The 19,322-nt window shown below is 65.2% G+C and carries 20 protein-coding genes; 11 read left to right on the top strand and 9 right to left on the bottom strand.

Annotation, left to right across the window (positions count from 1 at the left end; genetic code table 11):
• Window positions 1–100: 100 nt before the first annotated feature.
• On the bottom strand, window positions 101–1,114 hold the full coding sequence (locus I9018_RS12315) for an AraC family transcriptional regulator (protein ID WP_241109603.1): 1,014 nt from the start codon (window positions 1,112–1,114) through the stop codon (window positions 101–103).
• Between the two features lie 170 nt (window positions 1,115–1,284).
• Here I9018_RS12315 and I9018_RS12310 point away from each other — a divergent pair, with 170 nt between their 5' ends.
• Both I9018_RS12310 and I9018_RS12305 read left to right on the top strand, forming a co-directional pair.
• Window positions 1,285–2,136 carry a 3-hydroxybutyryl-CoA dehydrogenase gene (locus tag I9018_RS12310; protein ID WP_241109602.1) on the top strand — a complete coding sequence of 284 codons (852 nt, stop codon included), beginning with the start codon at window positions 1,285–1,287 and terminating at the stop codon, window positions 2,134–2,136.
• On the top strand, window positions 2,129–2,725 hold the full coding sequence (locus tag I9018_RS12305) for a TetR/AcrR family transcriptional regulator (RefSeq protein WP_241110135.1): 597 nt from the start codon (window positions 2,129–2,131) through the stop codon (window positions 2,723–2,725). Before I9018_RS12310 ends, I9018_RS12305 begins: the two co-directional genes overlap by 8 nt.
• Window positions 2,726–2,734: 9 nt before the next feature.
• Here the strand turns inward: I9018_RS12305 and I9018_RS12300 are convergent, their stop codons facing one another.
• Both I9018_RS12300 and I9018_RS12295 read right to left on the bottom strand, forming a co-directional pair.
• Entirely contained in the window at window positions 2,735–3,370 is a 636-nt protein-coding gene (locus tag I9018_RS12300; RefSeq protein WP_068584399.1) for a response regulator transcription factor, read from the bottom strand.
• Complete coding sequence (locus I9018_RS12295; protein ID WP_241110134.1) at window positions 3,367–5,256, bottom strand: PAS domain S-box protein; 1,890 nt, start codon at window positions 5,254–5,256, stop codon at window positions 3,367–3,369. Before I9018_RS12295 ends, I9018_RS12300 begins: the two co-directional genes overlap by 4 nt.
• 176 nt (window positions 5,257–5,432) lie before the next feature.
• On the opposite strand from I9018_RS12295, the gene I9018_RS12290 reads away from it, so the two are divergent.
• The 4 genes from I9018_RS12290 (at window position 5,433) to I9018_RS12275 (ending at window position 10,120) form a co-directional block, all read left to right on the top strand.
• Complete coding sequence (locus I9018_RS12290; protein WP_022643578.1) at window positions 5,433–7,055, top strand: acyl-CoA synthetase; 1,623 nt, start codon at window positions 5,433–5,435, stop codon at window positions 7,053–7,055.
• A 112-nt stretch (window positions 7,056–7,167) separates the two neighbouring features.
• Window positions 7,168–8,940, top strand: a complete 1,773-nt coding sequence (locus tag I9018_RS12285) for an acyl-CoA dehydrogenase C-terminal domain-containing protein (RefSeq protein WP_241109601.1) — start codon at window positions 7,168–7,170, stop codon at window positions 8,938–8,940.
• A gap of 110 nt (window positions 8,941–9,050) precedes the next feature.
• Window positions 9,051–9,464: a hypothetical protein gene (locus I9018_RS12280; RefSeq protein WP_241109600.1), complete on the top strand. Its 414-nt coding sequence runs from the start codon at window positions 9,051–9,053 to the stop codon at window positions 9,462–9,464.
• A gap of 41 nt (window positions 9,465–9,505) precedes the next feature.
• Window positions 9,506–10,120, top strand: a complete 615-nt coding sequence (locus tag I9018_RS12275) for a hypothetical protein (protein WP_241109599.1) — start codon at window positions 9,506–9,508, stop codon at window positions 10,118–10,120.
• An 80-nt stretch (window positions 10,121–10,200) separates the two neighbouring features.
• On the opposite strand, the gene I9018_RS12270 is transcribed toward I9018_RS12275, so the two are convergent.
• Complete coding sequence (locus I9018_RS12270) at window positions 10,201–11,058, bottom strand: LysR family transcriptional regulator (RefSeq protein WP_068584411.1); 858 nt, start codon at window positions 11,056–11,058, stop codon at window positions 10,201–10,203.
• A 143-nt stretch (window positions 11,059–11,201) separates the two neighbouring features.
• Between I9018_RS12270 and I9018_RS12265 the strand changes: the two genes are divergently transcribed.
• On the top strand, window positions 11,202–12,737 hold the full coding sequence (locus I9018_RS12265) for an MFS transporter (RefSeq protein WP_241109598.1): 1,536 nt from the start codon (window positions 11,202–11,204) through the stop codon (window positions 12,735–12,737).
• A gap of 73 nt (window positions 12,738–12,810) precedes the next feature.
• Here I9018_RS12265 and I9018_RS12260 read toward each other — a convergent pair whose 3' ends face one another.
• Window positions 12,811–12,996: a DUF2188 domain-containing protein gene (locus I9018_RS12260; RefSeq protein WP_068584415.1), complete on the bottom strand. Its 186-nt coding sequence runs from the start codon at window positions 12,994–12,996 to the stop codon at window positions 12,811–12,813.
• 103 nt (window positions 12,997–13,099) lie between these two features.
• A complete protein-coding gene (locus tag I9018_RS12255) occupies window positions 13,100–13,306 on the bottom strand; it encodes a DUF6021 family protein (protein WP_124346502.1) in 207 nt (68 codons plus the stop codon).
• A 160-nt stretch (window positions 13,307–13,466) separates the two neighbouring features.
• On the opposite strand from I9018_RS12255, the gene I9018_RS12250 reads away from it, so the two are divergent.
• Window positions 13,467–14,090 (top strand): HAD family phosphatase, encoded by a 624-nt coding sequence (locus tag I9018_RS12250; RefSeq protein WP_241109597.1) that lies wholly within the window; start codon window positions 13,467–13,469, stop codon window positions 14,088–14,090.
• A 130-nt stretch (window positions 14,091–14,220) separates the two neighbouring features.
• Here the strand turns inward: I9018_RS12250 and I9018_RS12245 are convergent, their stop codons facing one another.
• The 3 genes from I9018_RS12245 to I9018_RS12235 form a co-directional block, all read right to left on the bottom strand.
• Window positions 14,221–15,057 carry a helix-turn-helix transcriptional regulator gene (locus tag I9018_RS12245; protein WP_241109596.1) on the bottom strand — a complete coding sequence of 279 codons (837 nt, stop codon included), beginning with the start codon at window positions 15,055–15,057 and terminating at the stop codon, window positions 14,221–14,223.
• A 118-nt stretch (window positions 15,058–15,175) separates the two neighbouring features.
• On the bottom strand, window positions 15,176–16,042 hold the full coding sequence (locus I9018_RS12240; RefSeq protein ID WP_241109595.1) for a fumarylacetoacetate hydrolase family protein: 867 nt from the start codon (window positions 16,040–16,042) through the stop codon (window positions 15,176–15,178).
• A gap of 19 nt (window positions 16,043–16,061) precedes the next feature.
• Complete coding sequence (locus I9018_RS12235; protein ID WP_241109594.1) at window positions 16,062–16,802, bottom strand: SDR family oxidoreductase; 741 nt, start codon at window positions 16,800–16,802, stop codon at window positions 16,062–16,064.
• 180 nt (window positions 16,803–16,982) lie between these two features.
• Here I9018_RS12235 and I9018_RS12230 point away from each other — a divergent pair, with 180 nt between their 5' ends.
• From I9018_RS12230 to I9018_RS12220, 3 genes are all read left to right on the top strand, one after another.
• Window positions 16,983–17,768 (top strand): transporter substrate-binding domain-containing protein, encoded by a 786-nt coding sequence (locus tag I9018_RS12230; RefSeq protein WP_241109593.1) that lies wholly within the window; start codon window positions 16,983–16,985, stop codon window positions 17,766–17,768.
• An 86-nt stretch (window positions 17,769–17,854) separates the two neighbouring features.
• A complete protein-coding gene (locus I9018_RS12225; RefSeq protein ID WP_241109592.1) occupies window positions 17,855–18,529 on the top strand; it encodes an amino acid ABC transporter permease in 675 nt (224 codons plus the stop codon).
• Window positions 18,529–19,308, top strand: coding sequence for an amino acid ABC transporter ATP-binding protein (locus I9018_RS12220; protein WP_241109591.1), 780 nt, complete (start codon window positions 18,529–18,531; stop codon window positions 19,306–19,308). Before I9018_RS12225 ends, I9018_RS12220 begins: the two co-directional genes overlap by 1 nt.
• Window positions 19,309–19,322: the final 14 nt, after the last annotated feature.

Here is a 19,322-nt window from a genome sequence, read left to right as displayed (position 1 = left end):
CAAAGGCCCGCAGGGCCTTGCTTGGCGATCTCCCGTCGGACCTGCTTGGGCTTCAAGATCGCGCGTCTGCTACGCAGCCCTTCGCAGCCTGCGGCAGCGGCTACAGGGTTGGGTTGAAACGGGCGCGGTAGCGCCCGGGGCTTTCGCCGGTCCATTTCTTGAAAGCGCGGTGGAAGGCGCTGGGCTCCTGGAAGCCGGTCAATTCGGCGATCTCGCCGATGCTGGCCGCCGAGCGGCGCAACAGGTCCACCGCGACGTTCCGGCGGACCTCGTCCTTGATCTCCTGGTAGGAGCCCCCCTCGCGCTCCAGGCGCCGACGCAGGGTGCTGGGGCTCATCTGCACCTCCTGGGCGAAGGCTTCCAGGGTCGGCCACTGGCTGTAGTGGCTGCTTCGCAGGCGCTGGTGCACCTGGGTGGTCAGGCCGTGCTGGTTGCGAAAACGAATCACCAGCCATTGCGGGGCGCTGCGCAGGAATACCTTGAGCGAGGCCAGGTCCTGGACCACCGGCAGGCGCAGCAAGCGGCTGGCGAATTCGATCTCGGTGCGCCCGGCGTTCCAGGTCAGGTTGCTGCCCCACAGCAGCGCGTCGTCGTCGAGGCTGAGGCGGGCATGGCGAAACTCCGCGCGATCGATGGGAATCCGCCGTCCGCCCAACCAGCACAACAGGCTGATGATCAGCACCAGCAGGGTTTCCTCGCCATAGTGGCCGCGCCCCGGCTCCTGGCAGCGGCTGTCGAGGCTGATCACCGCGCGCTTGCCACGCACACTGAGAGTGCCGCCAACGTCCCGCAAAAACAGGCTGAAGTTGTTCAGGCACTGGCGCAGGGCCTTCTCCAGGTTCGGCTCCTGGATCAACCCCCGGCAGATCAGGGCGAAGGCCCCGGGCGGCAGGCCATGGGAATCGAGCTGGAAAAATTCGTCCTGCAGCTCGCGGATCTGGATCAGCCACAGCGCCGCAAAGGCGCTGCCGGAGACCCGCGCCCGAGGCTGCTGCAACAGCGCAGGGTCGATCCCGGCCTCGGCCAGCACCGCCGCCAGGCGCGCCGGACGCTGGTGCAGGGCATGGGTCATGACCTGCAGGTAATAGGCGGCGACCGAATCGGTTTCGCGCATGTGAAGGCTGTCCCCCCGGAACGGACGCTGTGGCAAAAAACGCCAGCACGGTTGACCGCTTTCGGCATAGTCCGCCCCTGTGCGGGGCCCTAGACTCGCGCTCGACAATGGGCCGTGCAAGGCATGGCCGCCATGCTCCGCGAAGGCAACGAACAAAGGAAGAGCTGAAGATGAATCTTGCGAACATCGGTGTGATCGGCGCCGGCACCATGGGCAACGGTATCGCCCAGGTCTGCGCCCAGGCGGGCTTTGCCGTGACCCTGCTGGACATCGCCCAGCCCGCCCTGGAAAAGGCCCTGGCCACCATCGGCAAGAACCTCGACCGGCAGGTGACCAAGGGCGAGTTGAGCGATGGGCAGAAGCTCGCGACCCTGGAACGCATCCGCATCAGCACCGACTACGCCACGCTCAAGGATGTCCAGCTGGTGATCGAGGCCGCCACCGAGAACCTCGAACTCAAGCTCAAGGTACTGCAGCAGATCGCCGCCCAGGTCGGCCCCGAGTGCGTGATCGCCTCCAACACCTCGTCGCTGTCCATCACCCAGCTGGCGGCCAGCGTCAGCGCCCCGGAGCGCTTCATCGGCCTGCACTTCTTCAACCCGGTGCCGGTGATGGGCCTGATCGAGGTGATCCGCGGCCTGCAGACCAGCGATGCGACCCACGCCCTGGCCCTCGACATGGCCCAGCGCCTGGGCAAGACCGCGATCACCGCCGGCAACCGCCCGGGCTTCGTGGTCAACCGCATCCTGGTGCCGATGATCAACGAGGCGATCCTGGTGTTCCAGGAAGGCCTGGCCAGCGCCGAGGACATCGACGCCGGCATGCGCCTGGGCTGCAACCAGCCGATCGGCCCGCTGGCCCTGGCCGACCTGATCGGCCTGGATACACTGCTGGCGATCCTCGAAGCCTTCTACGACGGCTTCAACGACAGCAAGTACCGCCCCGCCCCGCTGCTCAAGGAAATGGTTGCCGCCGGCTACCTGGGCCGCAAGACCGGGCGTGGCTTCCATGCCTATGGCTGAACGCTGCTCGCGCTTCGCGCAAAGCCGCGACAAGGCCCTGGAGCTGTTCGCCAGCAAGGGCTTCGGCCAGGTCGGCATGCGCGAGCTGGCCAGCCACCTGGGGCTGACGCCGGGTTCGCTGTATCACCATTACCCGAGCAAGCAGCACCTGTTGCTGGACCTGATCGAGGAGTTCTTCGATGAGCTGCAAGGCACCCTCAAGCGCCTGCAGCGGCGCAAGCTCCAGGACGGCTGCCTGGTGGCGCTGATCCGCGCCCACCTGAAACTGCACCGGGAACTGCCCCGGCACTTTCGCCTGGTGGAGCGCGACAGCGGCTGCCTGAACCCCGACCAGCAGTTGCGCGTCGAGCAATTGCGCGCAGGCTACGAACAGCAATTGCTGCAATTGCTGGGCACGCCGGTCGGGCAAGGGGAAGCCGCGCGCCGGGCCACCGCCCATGCGGTGGCCAACCTGCTCAATACCGCCCCCAGCTGGTTCCAGGAACAACCCCTGGGCGAGCGCGAGCGCGAAGCCTTGCTGGAGAACCTGCTCAGCGGCGCCATCGAACGCCTGGTGGGCACAGGCCCAAGCCACAGCGCCGTAGCCTGAGGCCAGGCCTCAGCGCAATTGCAGCGGGTCCACCAGGCCGGCGGCGATGGCCATGCCCACCAGTTCCGGCAGATGCTCGGCCTGCATGCGCTTCATCACCCGCGAGCGGTACAGGTCGATGGTCTTGATGCTGACCCCCAACTGCTCGGCGATCTCGCGATTGGTGTAGCCCTGCACCAGCGGCAGCAGCACATCCTTTTCCCGTGGCGTCAGGCTCTCCAGGCGCTCCAGCACCCGGGCCTGCCCGGCGCCCTGGCGCTGGCGGCTGCCGGCACGGTTCAACGCCTGCTGCACGCTATCGAGCAGCAGTTGCTCGTTGTAGGGCTTCTCGATGAAGTCCGCCGCCCCGGCCTTGAACGCGCGGACCACGATGGGCACATCGGCATGGCCACTGACGAAGATCAGCGGCAGGTCGATTTCCCGCTGGCGTAGCTCTTCCTGGACATTCAACCCGCCCATGCCGGGCATGCGCACATCCAGCAGCACACAGGCGTTGCGGCTCGGGTCGCAATGCTCGAGGAACTCGCGGCCACTGGTGAAGGGCACGGCCGCCAGGCCCACCGACTCCAGCAGCCAGACCGTGGAGTCGAGCATGGCCGGGTCATCGTCGACCACGTACACCAACTGCTGCGTCGCACTCGTCATGGCGTTGCTCCTGTATTCGGGGAAATGGATGGATCGGTCTCAAGCGGGGCCGTGGCCGGCAGATGGCAGTCCATGCGCAGGCCCCGGGCCTGGGGCCGGGCCTGCAAGTCGCCACCGAAACCCTCGACGATGCTGCGGCTCATGGACAGCCCCAGCCCCAGGCCATTGGCCTTGCTGGTGTAGAACGGGGTGAACAACTGCGCCAGCTGCTGGGTAGAAACCCCGGGGCCCTGGTCGCTGACGCTGATGCAGACCCCACCCTCGGCGCCGGCCATGGCCTGGAGCACGATCTGCGAGGCCTGTTGCGCATGGACCTCGCGATTGGCCTCGATGGCGTTGCGCAAGAGGTTGAGCAGCACCTGTTCCAGCAGCACCCGGTCGGCGTAGACCGGCGGCAGATTATCCGCCAGGCGCAGCTCGATCACCACCTGGCACGCCTGGGCTTCCCAGGCGCACAGGCGCACGGTTTCGCGGGCCACCTCGGCGCTGTCCAGGGCCTGGAGCCGCCGCCCGCCCTTGCGCAGGAACGCCCGCAGGCGCTTGATCACCTCGGCGGCGTGGGTCGCCTGCTCGGCGATGCGCTCCAGGCCCTGGGCCACCTTCTGCGCAGCCTGGGGCTGGGTGTCCAGCGCCTGTAAATAGCGCTGGCTGGCGTTGGCGTAGTTGACCACCGCCGCCAGCGGCTGGTTGATCTCGTGGGCGATGCCCGAGGCCAGCTCGCCCAGGGTCACCAAACGCGCGGTATGGGCCAGCTCGTCCTGGTGATGACGTTGCTGGGCTTCGCGCAATTCGCGCTCGCTCTGGTCATGGGCCACCAGGGAATAGAAGCGCTCGCCGCTGGCCGCCCGGTGCGCCAGGAGCATCAGCGACACCGCCACCGACTCACCGCCCGAGGGCGGCTGCAAGCGAGTCTCGATGCTCCAGCGCCCGGTGCGCTCGGCGCATTCCCAGCCCTCTCGCTGCAGGCTTTGCAGCACCGCCGGACTGAGGATCGCCACCAGCTCGGGCATCGCCTGCGCGGGCTCCAGGCCCAGGGCGCGCCGGGCGGCCGGGTTGAGGTAAGTGACACTGCCGCCCGGCTGGACGAACAGCACCGGATCGGGGTTGGCCTCCACCACCTCGGCCAGGCGCCGCTTGTTCTCCTCGGCCTGGACCCGGGCGGTGATGTCCCGGGATACCGCCACCACCTCCACCACCGCCCCGGTGTAGGTCTCGCGGATCGCCCGGCAGGCGGTCTCGAACCACAGGTAGTGGCCGTCGCGATGGCGGATGCGATAGGTCATGGTGTGGTAGCCGTCCTGCTCCAGGGCATCCCCGGTGCGCTGCATCAGCCCGGCCAGCCCGCGGCGGTGCAACAGGCTGCGGGCGGGCATGCCGCGCAGCTCCTCGGGCCAGTAGCCGAGCAGGGTCCAGGACGCAGGCGAGGCGTCGAGGAAGCAGCCATCGGGGGTGTGCCGGGAAATCAGGTCGGTGGTGTTCTCGGTGATCAGCCGATACAGCCGCCGAGCCCTGGCCGACTCGCGCTCGGCCTGCACCTGGGTGGTGGCCTCGCGGCACCGGGCCAGGACCCGCTGGCGATACGGGTCGGGGATGAAGGTCCAGAGCAGGATCCGCTCGCCGCACTGGGCCTCGACGTCCTCGATCGGCCGTTGCTGGTCGAGGCAGGCCCGCACCAGGGCCGGGTGGTTGACCGGCAGCCAGGCCGCCAGCCCATCCCCTGTCGCGCCCTCCAGCCACTGGCGCAGCGCCGGGTTCAGGTCCAGCGCCCGGGCGTCGGCATCCAGCAGCGCACTGGGCTGCGGGTCATGGCCCAGCCAGGGCGAATCTGGCAGGCGGCCTTCGCGCTGCAGGCGCAGCCAATGGCTCAAGTGAGCGGAGCTTTGCATCATCGTTGGACCTTTAGGGATCATCGGCGATCAATATAGTATTAATACTATACAACTCAGGTATTACTTCCATATCAATCTGCAAACAGTATATAAAAGCCTCCGGATAAGTCACCGAGGCGCCAACGAGCGCCTCGGTCAATAGAGCTAACAATCAGCCACCGGGTGCCCGAACCATGTCCATCTACGAGCAAGGCCTTGCGCCGTCTGCCGTCAACCACATCGCCCTTTCGCCCCTGAGCTTCATCGAGCGTACCGCCGCGGTCTATCCGGACTACCCGGCGGTGGTCCATGGTTCGATCCGTCGCACCTGGGCCCAGACCTACAGCCGCTGCCGGCGCCTGGCCTCGGCCCTGGCCGGCCGCGGGATCGGCAAGAACGACACGGTGGCAGTGATGCTGCCCAACATCCCGGCGATGCTCGAGGCGCATTTCGGCGTGCCGATGATCGGCGCCGTGCTCAACGCCCTCAACGTGCGCCTGGACGCCGAGGCCATCGCCTTCATGCTGGCCCACGGCGAGGCCAAGGTGCTGATCGCCGACCGCGAGTTCCATGCAGTGATCCAGGCCGCCGTGGCCATGCTCGACCACCCGCCGCTGGTGATCGACCTCGACGACCCGGAGTACGGCGAGGGCCAGCCGGTCAGCGACCTGGACTACGAGGCGTTCCTCGCCGAGGGCGACCCGGAGTTCGCCTGGCAGTGGCCGGATGACGAGTGGCAGGCCATCGCCCTGAACTACACCTCCGGCACCACCGGCAATCCCAAGGGCGTGGTCTATCACCACCGCGGCGCCTACCTCAACGCCCTGGGCAACCAGATGACCTGGGCCATGGGCAACCACCCGGTGTACCTGTGGACCCTGCCGATGTTCCACTGCAACGGCTGGTGCTACCCCTGGACCGTCACCGCCCTGGCCGGGGTCCACGTATTCCTGCGCCGGGTCGACCCGCAGAAGATCCTCAACCTGATCCGCGAGCACCAGGTCAGCCACCTGTGCGGCGCGCCCATCGTGCTCAATGCCCTGGTGAACATGCCGGAATCGGCCAAGGCGGCCATCGACCACCCGGTCAAGGCCATGGTGGCCGGGGCCGCGCCACCGGCCAAGGTGATCGGCGCCGTGGAAGAGATGGGCATCCAGGTCACCCACGTCTACGGCCTGACCGAGGTCTATGGCCCGGTGACCCTGTGTGCCTGGCACGCTGCCTGGGACCCGTTGCCCCTGGAAGAGCGGGCGCAGATCAAGGCGCGCCAGGGCGTGCGCTACCCGACCCTGGAAGGGGTGATGGTGGCCGACCCGAAGACCCTGGAACCCACGCCCCGGGACGGCCAGACCATCGGCGAGATCTTCATGCGCGGCAACACGGTGATGAAGGGCTACCTGAAGAACCCCACCGCCACCGCCGAAGCCTTCGAAGGCGGCTGGTTCCACACCGGCGACCTGGGCGTGACCCATCCGGACGGCTACGTGGAGATTCGCGACCGGCTCAAGGACATCATCATTTCCGGAGGCGAGAACATCTCCACCATCGAACTCGAAGGCGTGCTCTATCGCCATCCGGCGGTACTGGAAGCGGCGGTGGTGGCCCGGCCCGACGAAAAATGGGGCGAGACGCCCTGCGCCTTCATCACCCTCAAGGCCGACCACCAGGACGTGCGCGAAGCGCAGATCATCGCCTTCTGCCGCGAGCACCTGGCGGGGTTCAAGGTGCCGCGCACCGTGGTCTTCAGCCAGTTGCCCAAGACCTCCACCGGCAAGATCCAGAAGTTCGTCCTGCGCGACATGGCGAAAAACCTCTAGCCTGAACCCAAGATCCCCGCGCATGCTGCCCCGGCATGTTCGCGGGGCCCGCCCCTTTTGAATCACGCGGCCACGGCCGTGCAACCTCCACCCTTGCACGAGGTTTCCTGCAATGCCCGAATTCAACGCTCCCCTGCGCGACATGCGCTTTGTCCTGCATGAAGTGTTCAACGCCCCCAAGCTCTGGGCCCGGCTGCCGGCCCTGGCGGACATCGTGGACGGCGACACCGCCGATGCGATCCTCGAGGAAGCCGCCAAGGTCACTGCCACCCTGGTGGCCCCGCTCAACCGCAGCGGCGACGAAGAAGGCGCCACCTGGGACGCCGGCCAGGTGCGCACCCCCGCAGGCTTCAAGGAGGCCTACGCGACCTATATCCAGGGCGGCTGGGTCGGCCTGGGCGGCAACCCGGCCTATGGCGGCATGGGCATGCCGAAGATGCTCGCGGTGCAGTTCGAGGAGATGCTCTACGGCGCCAACTCCAGCTTCGCCCTGTACTCGACCCTGAGCTCCGGCGCCTGCCTGGCCATCGACGCCCACGCCAGCGAGGAACTCAAGGCGCGCTACCTGCCGGCGATGTACGAAGGCCGCTGGGCCGGCTCCATGTGCCTGACCGAGGCCCACGCCGGCACTGACCTGGGGATCATCCGCACCCGCGCCGAACCCCAGGCCGACGGCAGCTACCGCATCAGCGGCAGCAAGATGTTCATCACCGGCGGCGAGCAGGACCTGACCGAGAACATCATCCACCTGGTGCTGGCCAAGCTGCCGGATGCCCCGGCCGGGCCCAAGGGCATCTCGCTGTTCCTGGTGCCCAAGATCCACGTCGACGCCAACGGCAACCTGGGCCAGGCCAACGCCGTGAGCTGCGGTTCCATCGAGCACAAGATGGGGATCAAGGGCTCGGCCACCTGCGTGCTGAACTTCGACGGCGCCAGCGGCTACCTGGTGGGCGAGGCCAACAAGGGCCTGGCGGCGATGTTCACCATGATGAACTACGAGCGCCTGTCCATCGGCATCCAGGGCATCGGCTGCGCCGAGAACTCCTACCAGAACGCCCGGACCTACGCTCGCGAGCGCCTGCAGAGCCGCGCCCCGTCCGGCCCGGTGGCCAAGGACAAGGTCGCCGACCCGATCATCAACCACCCGGACGTGCGGCGCATGCTGCTGTCGATGAAGGCCATGACCGAGGGCGGCCGGGCCTTCGCCAGCTACGTCGGCCAGCAGCTGGACCTGGCCAAGTTCGCCGACCAGCCCCATGAGCGGCACAACGCCCAAGCCCTGGTGGCGCTGCTGACCCCGGTGGCCAAGGCATTCTTCACCGACAACGGCCTGGACAGCTGCGTGCTGGGCCAGCAGGTGTTTGGCGGCCACGGCTACATCCGTGAGTGGGGCCAGGAGCAGCTGGTGCGCGACGTGCGCATCGCGCAGATCTACGAAGGCACCAACGGCATCCAGGCCCTGGACCTCCTGGGGCGCAAGGTGGTGGCCAACGGCGGCGTGGCCCTGCGCCTGTTCACCGGCGAGATCCGCGACTACGCCTACCTGCCCGGCGCGGCCTATTCGGCGCAGCTGCTCGATGCCGTGCAGCGCCTGGAAGAACTCAGCGACTGGCTGTGCGAACAGGCCGTGCAGAACCCCAACGCCGTGGGCAGCGCCTGCGTCGAGTACCTGCAGTTGTTCGGCTATGTGGCCTACGCCTACCTGTGGGCGCGCATGGCCCAGGTGGCCGGGCACAAGCGCGCCGAGGACGAACGCTTCTACGGCGCCAAGCTGGGCACCGCGGACTTCTATTTCAGCCGCCTGCTGCCGCGCATCCTTGGCCTGGAACAGAGCATCCGTGCCGGTAGCTCGCCGCTGTTCAGCCTCGCCGACGAGCAGTTCTGAAGCACCGGGCCGGGCGTGCGGCGCCCTGCCCGGCCCCTTGCACAAGCAGGTGCAAAACCCCGGGCGCCCCGGCATACTCGGCGCCCCTGCCCACCACCCAAGGATGAATCGTGTCGGCACCTGCCCTGCTCATCGCCGGCGCAGCCATCGTGCTGCTGCTCGGTACCCTGCACCTGATCTACACCTTCGCCACCGACAAGTTCCAGCCCCGCGACCCGGCCCTGGCCGAACGCATGCGCGCGGTCGCCCCGGTGATCAGCGCCCAGACCAGCCTGTGGCGCGCCTGGATCGGTTTCAACGCCAGTCATAGCCTGGGCGCCATGCTCTTCGGCCTGGTCTATGGCTACCTGGCCTGGCTGCATCCCGAGCTGCTGCAACAGGCCCCGGGGCTTTTGTACCTGGGCCTGGCCTTCCTCGCCGGGCTGTGGGTCCTGGCGGTGCTCTACTGGTTTCGCATCCCGCTGGTAGGCATCAGCCTGGCCTTGCTGCTGTTTGCCGTCGGCAGTGCACTGGCGCTCGCCTGAACCTGCACCGCAACCACCCTTCACCTTCATCGAGTTTACCCATGCCCCGCCTGTTCACCCTCTGGTCCTGGCTCTACCACCCCCTGTGCTGGGTCGCCGTCGCGGCGCCGCTGGCGCTGATGGTGTTTTGTGACGTGCAATTGATTGTCCCGCGGGATGTCGGCGGCACCCTGTTCGGCGGTTCAATGGGCTTCATCCTGTACCTCAGCATCTGGCTGGCGTGTGCCCTGGGCCTGGGCCTGGCCTTGCTGACCCGGGTGCCCGGGGCTCGCCTGGCCTGGATCGGTGCCGGGTTGGTGCCTTTGCTGCTGGGCGCCTGGTGGCGGATCAACTACCCGGACGATGCCGATGGCAACCTGATGTTCAGCCCCATGGCCCGGGAGCTGGACTACGCCATGGCCATTGGCTGCGCCTTCATCTACAGCGGCGTGCAACTGTTGCGCCGACGACGCCTGGCACCACGCCCTGCGGCCACCAGCGCCGATGAGCTGTTCCTGCGCACCGTCTGGGCATTGATCCTCGCGGCGCTGTTCATCCTTCCGCCCTTGAACGCCATGCGCCAGCGGGCCCTGCCCTATTGCGCATTCAACAAGGCGGGCGAGCAGTTGAGCGTATGCCTGGGCGGTGGCCCGGAGGAGCGGGTGATCGTCGACTGACCCCTGTCAGCGGCCCGGTCGAAACCGGTGTCGGGCCCCTGCGCCTACATCTCGTCGAGCTCTGCGGGGCCTGAGCGAGCCTAGCTGCGCGGTTCGCGAAAGGCGCTGGCGATGACTCGCAGGGACTCACGGGTGCGGGTGTCCGATAGTTTGGAATGCACCACCAGCTTCGACGATGGCAGGCCAGGCAGGTCGAAACGCTGGGAGACCTCCACCAGTTCCACCGGAGCCAGGCGGCAAGGCAAGACGCCCACCGCCAGCCCGGCACAGATCGCCGCGACGACAGTGGATACCCCGCCGCCAACGAACACTTCGACCCAAGGGATGGCCGCGCGATCGAGCGACAACGCCGCAAGATCCCGCACGCCGCATTGCGGGCTCAGGTTGGCGACGCGCAAGGGCTCGTTGCGATTGAATTCGAAGTCTGCGGCGGCGAACCAACCGAAGGTTTCGACGCACAACACGTTGCCGTCACGGCGATCTTCACAATCGCGGATGATCACCGCATCCAGCGCTCCAGCGTCGTAGTCATCGAGCAATGGCCCGACGCTGTCGAGCCGCACCTCGATGGACAAGCCCGGGTCCATGGATTTCAACCGGGCCAGCAGCGTGGTGATCTCCGGCCCCATGACATGGCAGGCCATGCCGAGCTTCAGGTGCTTGCGCTGGGTGGCCAGGTTGGCCAAGGCCCGCTCGTGGGCCGCGAGAAAGTCCCGGGCCGACTCGATGAACAGCTCGCCCTTGGTGGACAGCCGCACATGGCGCGGGGTGCGCTCGATCAAACGATGCCCGAGCTTGTCTTCCAGGCGCTTGAGCTTGACGCTGAGCGCCCCTTGGGTCGTGCCCAGACATTGCGCGGCACGGGTGAAGCTCTGCGAATCGGCGATGACCACGAAAGCCCGGACCGAATCCACGTCCAGGGTGAAGTTGGCGACCATGGAGACATCCCAAATTGTTGTCATAGATATGGCGGGTGATTCTATTTCGTTGTGTTTAGCATCGCTACCGCTTGATCAGCGCTGCCCGGGCGTCCCGGGGTTCTTTCAACCCGCGCTGATTCGATCCAGGAGTGACCTGCACAATGAGCGCAATTGCATCATCCAGAAACCGGATCGCCCTGATGGCGGTCTGCCTGTCCGCCACGATGCTCGGTTTGGAAATCACCAGCATCCCGGCCATCCTGCCCACGCTTGAACACACATTGGCCGCCGACTTCCGGCAACTGCAATGGATCATGAACGCCTACACCATCGCGATGTGCGCCATGCTCATCGCCATGGGCGCCTTGGCCGACCGCTATGGCCGCAAGCGCCTGTTCATGCTCAACGTCGCGGCTTTCGGCGTGGCGTCACTGGTCTGCGGCCTGGCCAGCAATGCCCCGCTGCTGATTGCCGCGCGCTTCGGCCAGGGTGTCAGTGCCGCAGGGATGCTGGCCTGCCAGGTGGCGATCCTCTCCCAACAGTTTCGCGAAGGCCCCGAACGGGGCGTGGCGTTCTCCTGCTGGGGCGTGGTCTTCGGCTTGGGCCTGGGCACCGGCCCGGTCGTTGGCGGGGCGATCCTGGCGGTTTCGAGCTGGCAATGGGTGTTCCTGATCCATGGGGTCCTGGCGCTGCTGACCCTTGCCCTGACCCAACGCGGGGTGCAAGAGTCGGCCGACCCGCACACCACCGGTATCGACATCGGCGGCATGATCACCTTGCCACTGGCGGTGTTCGGTTGCGTCTACCTGATCACCCAGGGCCAGGAGCTCGGCCTCGGGAGTGCCGGGGCAAGGGGCGTGCTGGCGGCCAGCCTCGCCTGCCTGCTGCTCTTCGTCGTGATCGAACGCCGGGCCGAACGGCCCATCTTCGATTTCAAGGCCTTTGGTATCCGCCACTTCTCCGGAGCCCTGCTGGGGGCCTGCGCCATGAACTTCAGCTTCTGGCCCTTCATCATCTACTTTCCCCTCTACCTGCAGTCGGCACTGGGTTATGACGGCGTGCAGTCCGGGCTGATCGTACTCACCTACACCCTGCCGATCTGCCTCGTGCCGCCCTTGGCGGAGAAGATGCTGGCCAAGCGCGGCCCTGGCTGGGTGATCCCCCTTGGGATGTTCGCCATAGCCCTGGGGTTTGGACTCCTGGGCCTTGCCGTCACCACGTCCTACGCCGGTTGGGCCAGCCTGCTGCCTGGCTGCCTGCTGGCAGGCGCGGGAGTCGGCCTGACCACCACCTGCGTCACCAACACCGCCACCGGGGCTCTCCCAGCGGAGCGCGCAGGCATGGCCTCTGGCATGGAGTTCAGTGCACGGATGATTTCGCTGTCCATCAACATTGCCGTGATGGGATTGATCCTGGGGCTGGGAGTCTCCTGGTCGCTGGAGCAAAGCCTGGCCCCTCTCGGGGTCCAGGCGGGGCGTGCACTGGTGGACGCCATCTGCGCAGGCAACTTCACGGCCGCTGAAGCGCTGGGGGTTCCCATCGACCTGGCGCGTCACGCATTGATGCAGGGAATCGGCTGGGTCCTGGGCTACGGCGCCAGCGCTACCCTGGTCCTGGCGTTACTGGCGCTGCGGGTCTTTGGCAAGTATCGGCCGCGCACCCTCTCGCCCATAGCCGACCTGGCCGAGGGTGACTGACGCAGCACCGGCCAACGCAGCTAGCGCGCAACGAAAAGCCCCGGACGAACCGGGGCTTCTCGTTGCCAGTCAGCTATCGTGCGGTGGGCCTGGGCCGATCCTTGCGTACCGGCAAGGCAGCGGCGAAGGCCAGGGCCTCTTCCCGGGTGCCAAAGGTGGCAAGCCGGTCGCCCGGGGTGCAGACCTTCCAGGGTCCGTTATTGACGCTCAGTACCTGATAGCCATTGATCTGCATCTTGTTCAGCAGTGGCGTACTCATACACACCTCCTTATCGTCAGCGAGCCTGAGGCTGGCCGGTCCACCTTACACCCGCATGTGGAACCGGCGACTGCCGCATGTCGGCATGCCCGGCGCACTCGCTTCACTTCTTCAGGTTGGCCAACGGATCATAGGCTCGGGAGCGCTTGCGCTCATGCTCCGGTGGCGGCCGATCCAGCGGGGCCCTCGCCGGGCCTACCGGATCGACCTGGGGGTCGGCCAGGTCCGGTGAGTCGGGATCGAATCCCGGGTCATGACGGCCTGTGGCGTGCTCGGACGAACTCGGTCCGGTGGGTTGCCGGGTGCTCATGGACTCCTCCTGCGCGAATGCCTGCGTGACGGGTACAGGCATAGATCGCAATCGAGCCCGTGGGTGCCGTGAACCGGACCAATGGCGCAGGACAAATTGCATTGTGCCGGCTGGCGTCGCAGGATGGCCCCTGCCCTCAACCGCTCAACAGGAAATGTCCATGACGATTCGTGCTGTGGTTTTCGACTTCGGTGGCGTGCTGTTCGACTGGAGTCCCCATCATCTGTACCGGCAACTGATCCCCGATGATCAACACCGCCAGTGGTTCCTCGACACCATCTGCACCCAGGCCTGGAACACCCGGCAAGACGGCGGTCGCAGCCTGGCCGAGGGCACCCGCAGCCTGGTGGCCGAGCACCCCGAGCATGCAGCGCTGATCGAAGCCTATTACGGGCGCTGGGTGGAAATGCTGCGCGGACAGCTGGACGACGGCGTGGCCCTGCTGGAGGAGCTGCACCAGGCGCAGATGCCGCTGTTCGGCTTGACCAACTGGTCCCGCGAGACCTTTCCCTACGCCTGGGACAACTACCCTTTCCTGCGGCTTCTGCGCGACATCGTGGTGTCCGGCCAGGAGCACCAGCTCAAGCCCGAGCCGCCGATCTACCACACCACGGTGCAACGCATCCGCGCCCACCTGCCGGACATCGCCCCCGAGGAACTGGCGTTCATCGACGACCATGAGCCGAATATCCAGGCGGCCAGGGCCCTGGGCTGGAATGCCATCCACCATCTTTCGGCGCAGCAAACGCGTGAACAATTGCAAGCGCTGGGCGTGACGCTGTAGCGGCTGGGTGAGGCTGCGCAGCGGGGCCTGATGCAGCGTGTCGTGGGGTCTCGCGGCGCTGCACGCCCGGGCGCAGCCTGCGGCAGCGGCTACAGGGATCGCTTCCGGCCTGCTGGCCACCTTGATCGACTCAGCGCAATGTGCCGGCACTTCCAACCAGGTTATCGATACCTGAAATGTGGGAGGCCAGCGAGACACCATCCAGAAAACGTGAAGCCAATTCTGCTGTCGTCGAGACGTCTAGCTTGAAGTAGGCATTCTTGCGATGGCTCTTGACGGTTTCAGCACTGATTCTGAGCTTTTCCGAGATATCCCTTGAGCTGAAACCCTTGATGATCAGCCCGACGACCTGGGCCTCCCGTGGCGATAGCAGCTGCTGCAGATCGCTCATTCCCGCACGATGCAATCCTTCGCGTGAGGCGCCCGCACGTCGGGCCAGCCAAGTCTTGAGGTAGCGCTTGAACAGCGACTCCAGCAACGGGTAGAGGCTGTTGAGCCTGGCCACTTCCGCCAGGCTGAACGAGGCCCGTTGCTGACGGTACAAGCCCACCTGCAAAGTCTGTCCGTGCCCCAGGTCAATGGTGATATCCAGCTCCTTGAGTGAATCAGGAAACCCCTTGGTGATGTAGCCGATCTCCTCATCGCTCTTGAAGCGGATGTGATCGCACTCGCGCTCCGGCCGGAGCAGGAAATCCGACTGGCTCAGGTCCTTGAGGGAGTGGATACCGTTGGCGATGCCCTTCAGGTGATGCTGAAAGAATGGGTGGTAACGGAAGGTTCGACCGGAAAACCTGTGCAGCGACAGCTCTTTCACGCCAGCTGGAAAGTTGCTGCACAGGTAAGTCGGGGCGGCTGCCTGGTCGTAGAGGAACAAAGCGAACAAGTCGAAGGAGACAGTGCGTTCCAGATAACTGAGCAGCAACGCCGGGAAGTCCTCATGGTCCAGTGCGTCTACCAACTGACTCATTTGCGCAATCGAAATCGCAGCAGGCATTCGGGACCTCCAGCGGGCAATGGCATACAGGCCCGAAGAGCATGCCAAATCGCCATGAGGGCAGCAACGACGAACCCGCCAAGTTCCAGGGCTATTCGTCGCCTGCTGTGCCGCTGGCTGCGACAGTACGCTGGTGCTGTTCGCCAAGCCCTTGAATGCCCAGGTGTATTCGCTGGCCAGGGCGCAAATACACCGGCTCGGGCTTTTGTCCCATGCCGACACCCGGGGGCGTGCCAGTGGAAATGATATCGCCAGGTTGCAGGCTCATGAATCGGCTGACATAGCTGATCAGGTAGGGCACGGAAAAGATCATGGTTCGCGTGTTACCGTCCTGGTAGCGTCGCCCATCGACTTCCAGCCACAGGTCGAGCTCGTGGGGATCGGCCACCTCATCGGCCGTGACCAACCAGGGACCGATGGGGCCAAAGGTGTCGCAACCTTTGCCTTTGTCCCAGGTGCCGCCACGCTCGATCTGGAACTCCCGCTCGGATACATCGTTGATAACGCAGTAACCAGCCACATGCTCTAGAGCTGCTTGCTCGCTGATGTAGCGGCCGGGCTTGCCGATGACCACTCCCAACTCCACCTCCCAATCGGTTTTTTGCGACCCGCGGGGAATCTGCACCTCATCGTTGGGCCCGACAATGGCGCTGGTCCACTTGCCGAAGATGACCGGTTCCGCAGGAATGGCGGCTCCCGTCTCCCTGGCATGGTCGGCATAGTTCAAACCGATGCAGATGAACTTGCCCACGGCGCCGACACAGGGCCCCAGGCGCACGGTGTCGGCCACCAGCGGCAGGGATTCGGGCTCCAATGCTCGCAAGCGGGAAAGACCTTCGGGAGTCAATGTCTGCCCCGCTACATCAGGGACAACCGCACCGAGGTCGCGAATGCGCCCCTGGGCATCGAGGATTCCCGGCTGCTCGAAGCCCTTCTCACCAAAACGAACCAGTTTCATAACCTCTACTCCTTACTGTTCAGTTGCTCCAACCACCATCGATGATCTGGGTGGTACCGGTGACGAAGGCGCTGGCATCGCTGGCCAGATACAACGCCAGCTGGGCGATCTCCGCGGCGCTGCCGAGCCGGCCCTGGGGCTGCCTGGCGACAAACTCGCCATACACCTGCTCGGCGGACCGTCCTGACTGCTCGGCCTGCATCCGGATCCGCTCGCGCAGCGAAGGCGACTCGACCGTTCCAGGACAAATGGCATTGCAGCGAATGCCTTGCTTGACGTAGTCCGCGGCAATGGAACGGGTCAAACCGATCACCGCCGCCTTGCTGGCACCATAGGCGAACCGTCCGCTGACACCCTTGATGCTCGAAGCCACCGACGACATGTTGATCACGTTGCCGGCTCCCGCCTCGACCATCGATGGCAAAAATGCCCGGATCAGGCGGAACATCGATGTAACGTTGAGCGCAAAGGCCTGTTCCCAGTCCTCCTCGCTGCAGTCCAGCACCGCCCCGCTATGAACAACACCGGCACAGTTGAAAAGCACGTCGATATGACCGACCTCGGCTGCCAGGCGCTGGATGTGCGCGTTCGAGGTCAGGTCGCACTGCACCGTCCTCGCCCCGCCAAGACCCGAGAGAGCCGCTGGGTTGATGTCAACGGCAATCACTTGCGCCCCTGCCTGTTCAAAAGCCACCACGGTGGCTCGACCAATGCCCTGGCCGGCGGCAGTCACCAGGGCTCGCTTACCTCTCAGATCCATACTCATTCTCCCGATGTCGTTGAGCAAACGTCGTGCAGCCATCCAGCAGCACCGACCGTGCCTGCAAGTTAGGACGCACACCGTTCGCGCCACCATCCCCCCATGGGGGGATTCCGACCGTGCCGGGTCCATTGCTAGCGTGGGTACCACCAACCGATCGCCAGCTCCTGGAGAACAACAATGAACAAGATCCGGATCGTACCCTTGACCGCCGTGGTGCTTGCCCTTGCCTCGCTGACCAGCCAAGCCGCCAGCATCCAGGTGGTCGTCAACCAGGCCAACCCACCCTATGAATTCGAGGACAGCAACGGTGTCCTGACCGGCTTCGAGGTAGACGTGGTCAAGACCGTGGCCCAGCGCCTGAACAAAGGTGTCGAGTTTTCCTCCATGCCATTCAACATGCTGTTCGCCTCCGTACAGTCAGGCCGGGCGGACATTGCCATCGGCGGTATCACCATCACCGCCAAGCGCCTGGAGAACGTGGCATTCAGCCAACCCTTCATCGACTCCAACCAATGCGTGACGACTCTGGCCAAGGGCGATGTCCAGGGCATCGCCCAACTCGAGGGGCGGGATGTTGGAGTGATCACCGGCACCGTCGGCGAAATCTGGGCCAGCAAGGCGCAGAAGGAACGGGCCTTCAATGACATCCGCCGTTACGACGGCAATATCGACCCGATGATGGACCTGGCCTCGGGGCGTACCAGTGCAACCATCAACGACTGCCCGATTACCGCCTGGTACATCAAGGACAAGCCACAGTTCAAAATCATTCACGAGGTCGCCACCGGCGACAAGAACGCCCTGATGCTGCCCAGGAACAGCCCGTTGCTGGAGCAGGTGAACCAGGAGATCGGCCGCATGAAAGCCGATGGCAGCATGGCCGGCCTCTACCGCAAATGGTTCAACGCCCAAGCCCATGCCGATTCCAGCACGGTCAAGATCGAACCCATTCCAGGCCACTGACACCCCTGAACGCCAAGCCCATCAAGACCGGGTCGCCAAGCGACGGCAAGGACGACACGGGCATGGCGCCAGACGAGGAGACCCCCATGGGCTTGATCGAAACCTTCTTCAATTCGCAGATATTGGCCAATTCCATCGAGTCGCTGCTCAATGGCTTCAAGCTGACCATCCTGCTGGGCTTCACCAGCCTGCTGCTGGCCACCTTGCTGGGCCTGGTACTGGTGGTGATACGCCTGTATGCCATCAGGCCGATGCAGTATCTGGCCATTGTTCTGATCGACCTGCTACGAGCGATTCCCCTGCTGGTATTGCTGGTGATCATCTACTACGCCTTACCGTTCATTGGCTTGCGCCTCTCGCCCTTCTGGGCTGCGACCACCGCGTTGTCGCTGGTGGCCTGCGCCTATATCGCCGAAACCTTGCGCGCCGGTATCGAGGCGGTGCCATCCGGGCAGATAGAAGCGGCCAAGGCCCTGGGTTTCTCATGGCGGCGAATGATGACCGACATAGTTTTGCCCCAGGCCATCAGCGTCACCATCCCTCCAGGAACCGGCATCGCCATCAGCCTGATCAAGGACACGGCCCTGGCGTCTGTGGTCGCCATGCCGGACCTGCTTAAACAAGCGACCCAGGCCCAGGCCTACTTTGCCAACCCCTCACCCTTGATCGGCGCTGCACTGTTGTACCTGGCGCTACTGCTACCCCTGGTACGAGTGGTCAGCATCATCGAGGCGAAGCAGAAACGCAGAGGAAAACGCTGATGGATACCCTCCACCAATCGCAAGTCCAGACCCCGCTCATCCGCATCCGTCACCTGCAGAAAAACTACGGTCAGTTCCAGGCCCTGGATGACATCAATCTTGAGGTTCGCCGTGGCGAAGTCATTGCCCTGATCGGCCCTTCCGGCTCAGGTAAATCCACCCTGGTGCGCTGCATCAACCTGTTGGAGGAATATGACGCGGGTGTCATCGAGGTAGACGGCATCAGGGTCGCCAACGACGGTAACCTGGCCCGCGTACGTGCCGAGGTCGGCATGGTGTTCCAACAGTTCAACCTGTTCCCGCACATGAGTGCACTGCGCAACGTGGCACTGGCTCCGGTAAGGGTTCGCGGGCTGTCATGGGCCGATGCCACGGCCCGCGCCGAAGCGTTGCTCGAACGGGTGGGGCTCAAGGAGCACCAGCACAAGCGACCCAGCCAGCTCTCCGGCGGACAACAACAGCGCGTAGCCATCGCCCGGGCCCTGGCCATGAAGCCGGAGTTGCTGCTGTTCGATGAGCCCACTTCGGCCCTGGACCCGGAGATGGTCGAGGAGGTCCTGGATGTGATCCAGGACATCGCCAGGACCGGGGTCACCCTGCTGATCGTCACCCATGAGATGTCCTTCGCCCGCAAGGTGGCGGATCGGGTGGTGTTCATGGAGCGGGGACGCATCGTCGAGGTCGCCCCGCCCGAGACCTTTTTCCAGTGCCCGGCATCGGAGCGCGCCCGCGCCTTCATCGGTACGTCGTCACGTGCTGAGCGCCGTCAATCCGCCTGACCCCGAAGAGGATT

The organism is Pseudomonas sp. MPFS, from assembly GCF_022537035.1.
GTDB lineage: Bacteria > Pseudomonadota > Gammaproteobacteria > Pseudomonadales > Pseudomonadaceae > Aquipseudomonas > Aquipseudomonas sessilinigenes.
Note: the sequence above shows the minus strand (reverse complement) of the source record. Positions and strands in the feature narration are given on the sequence as shown.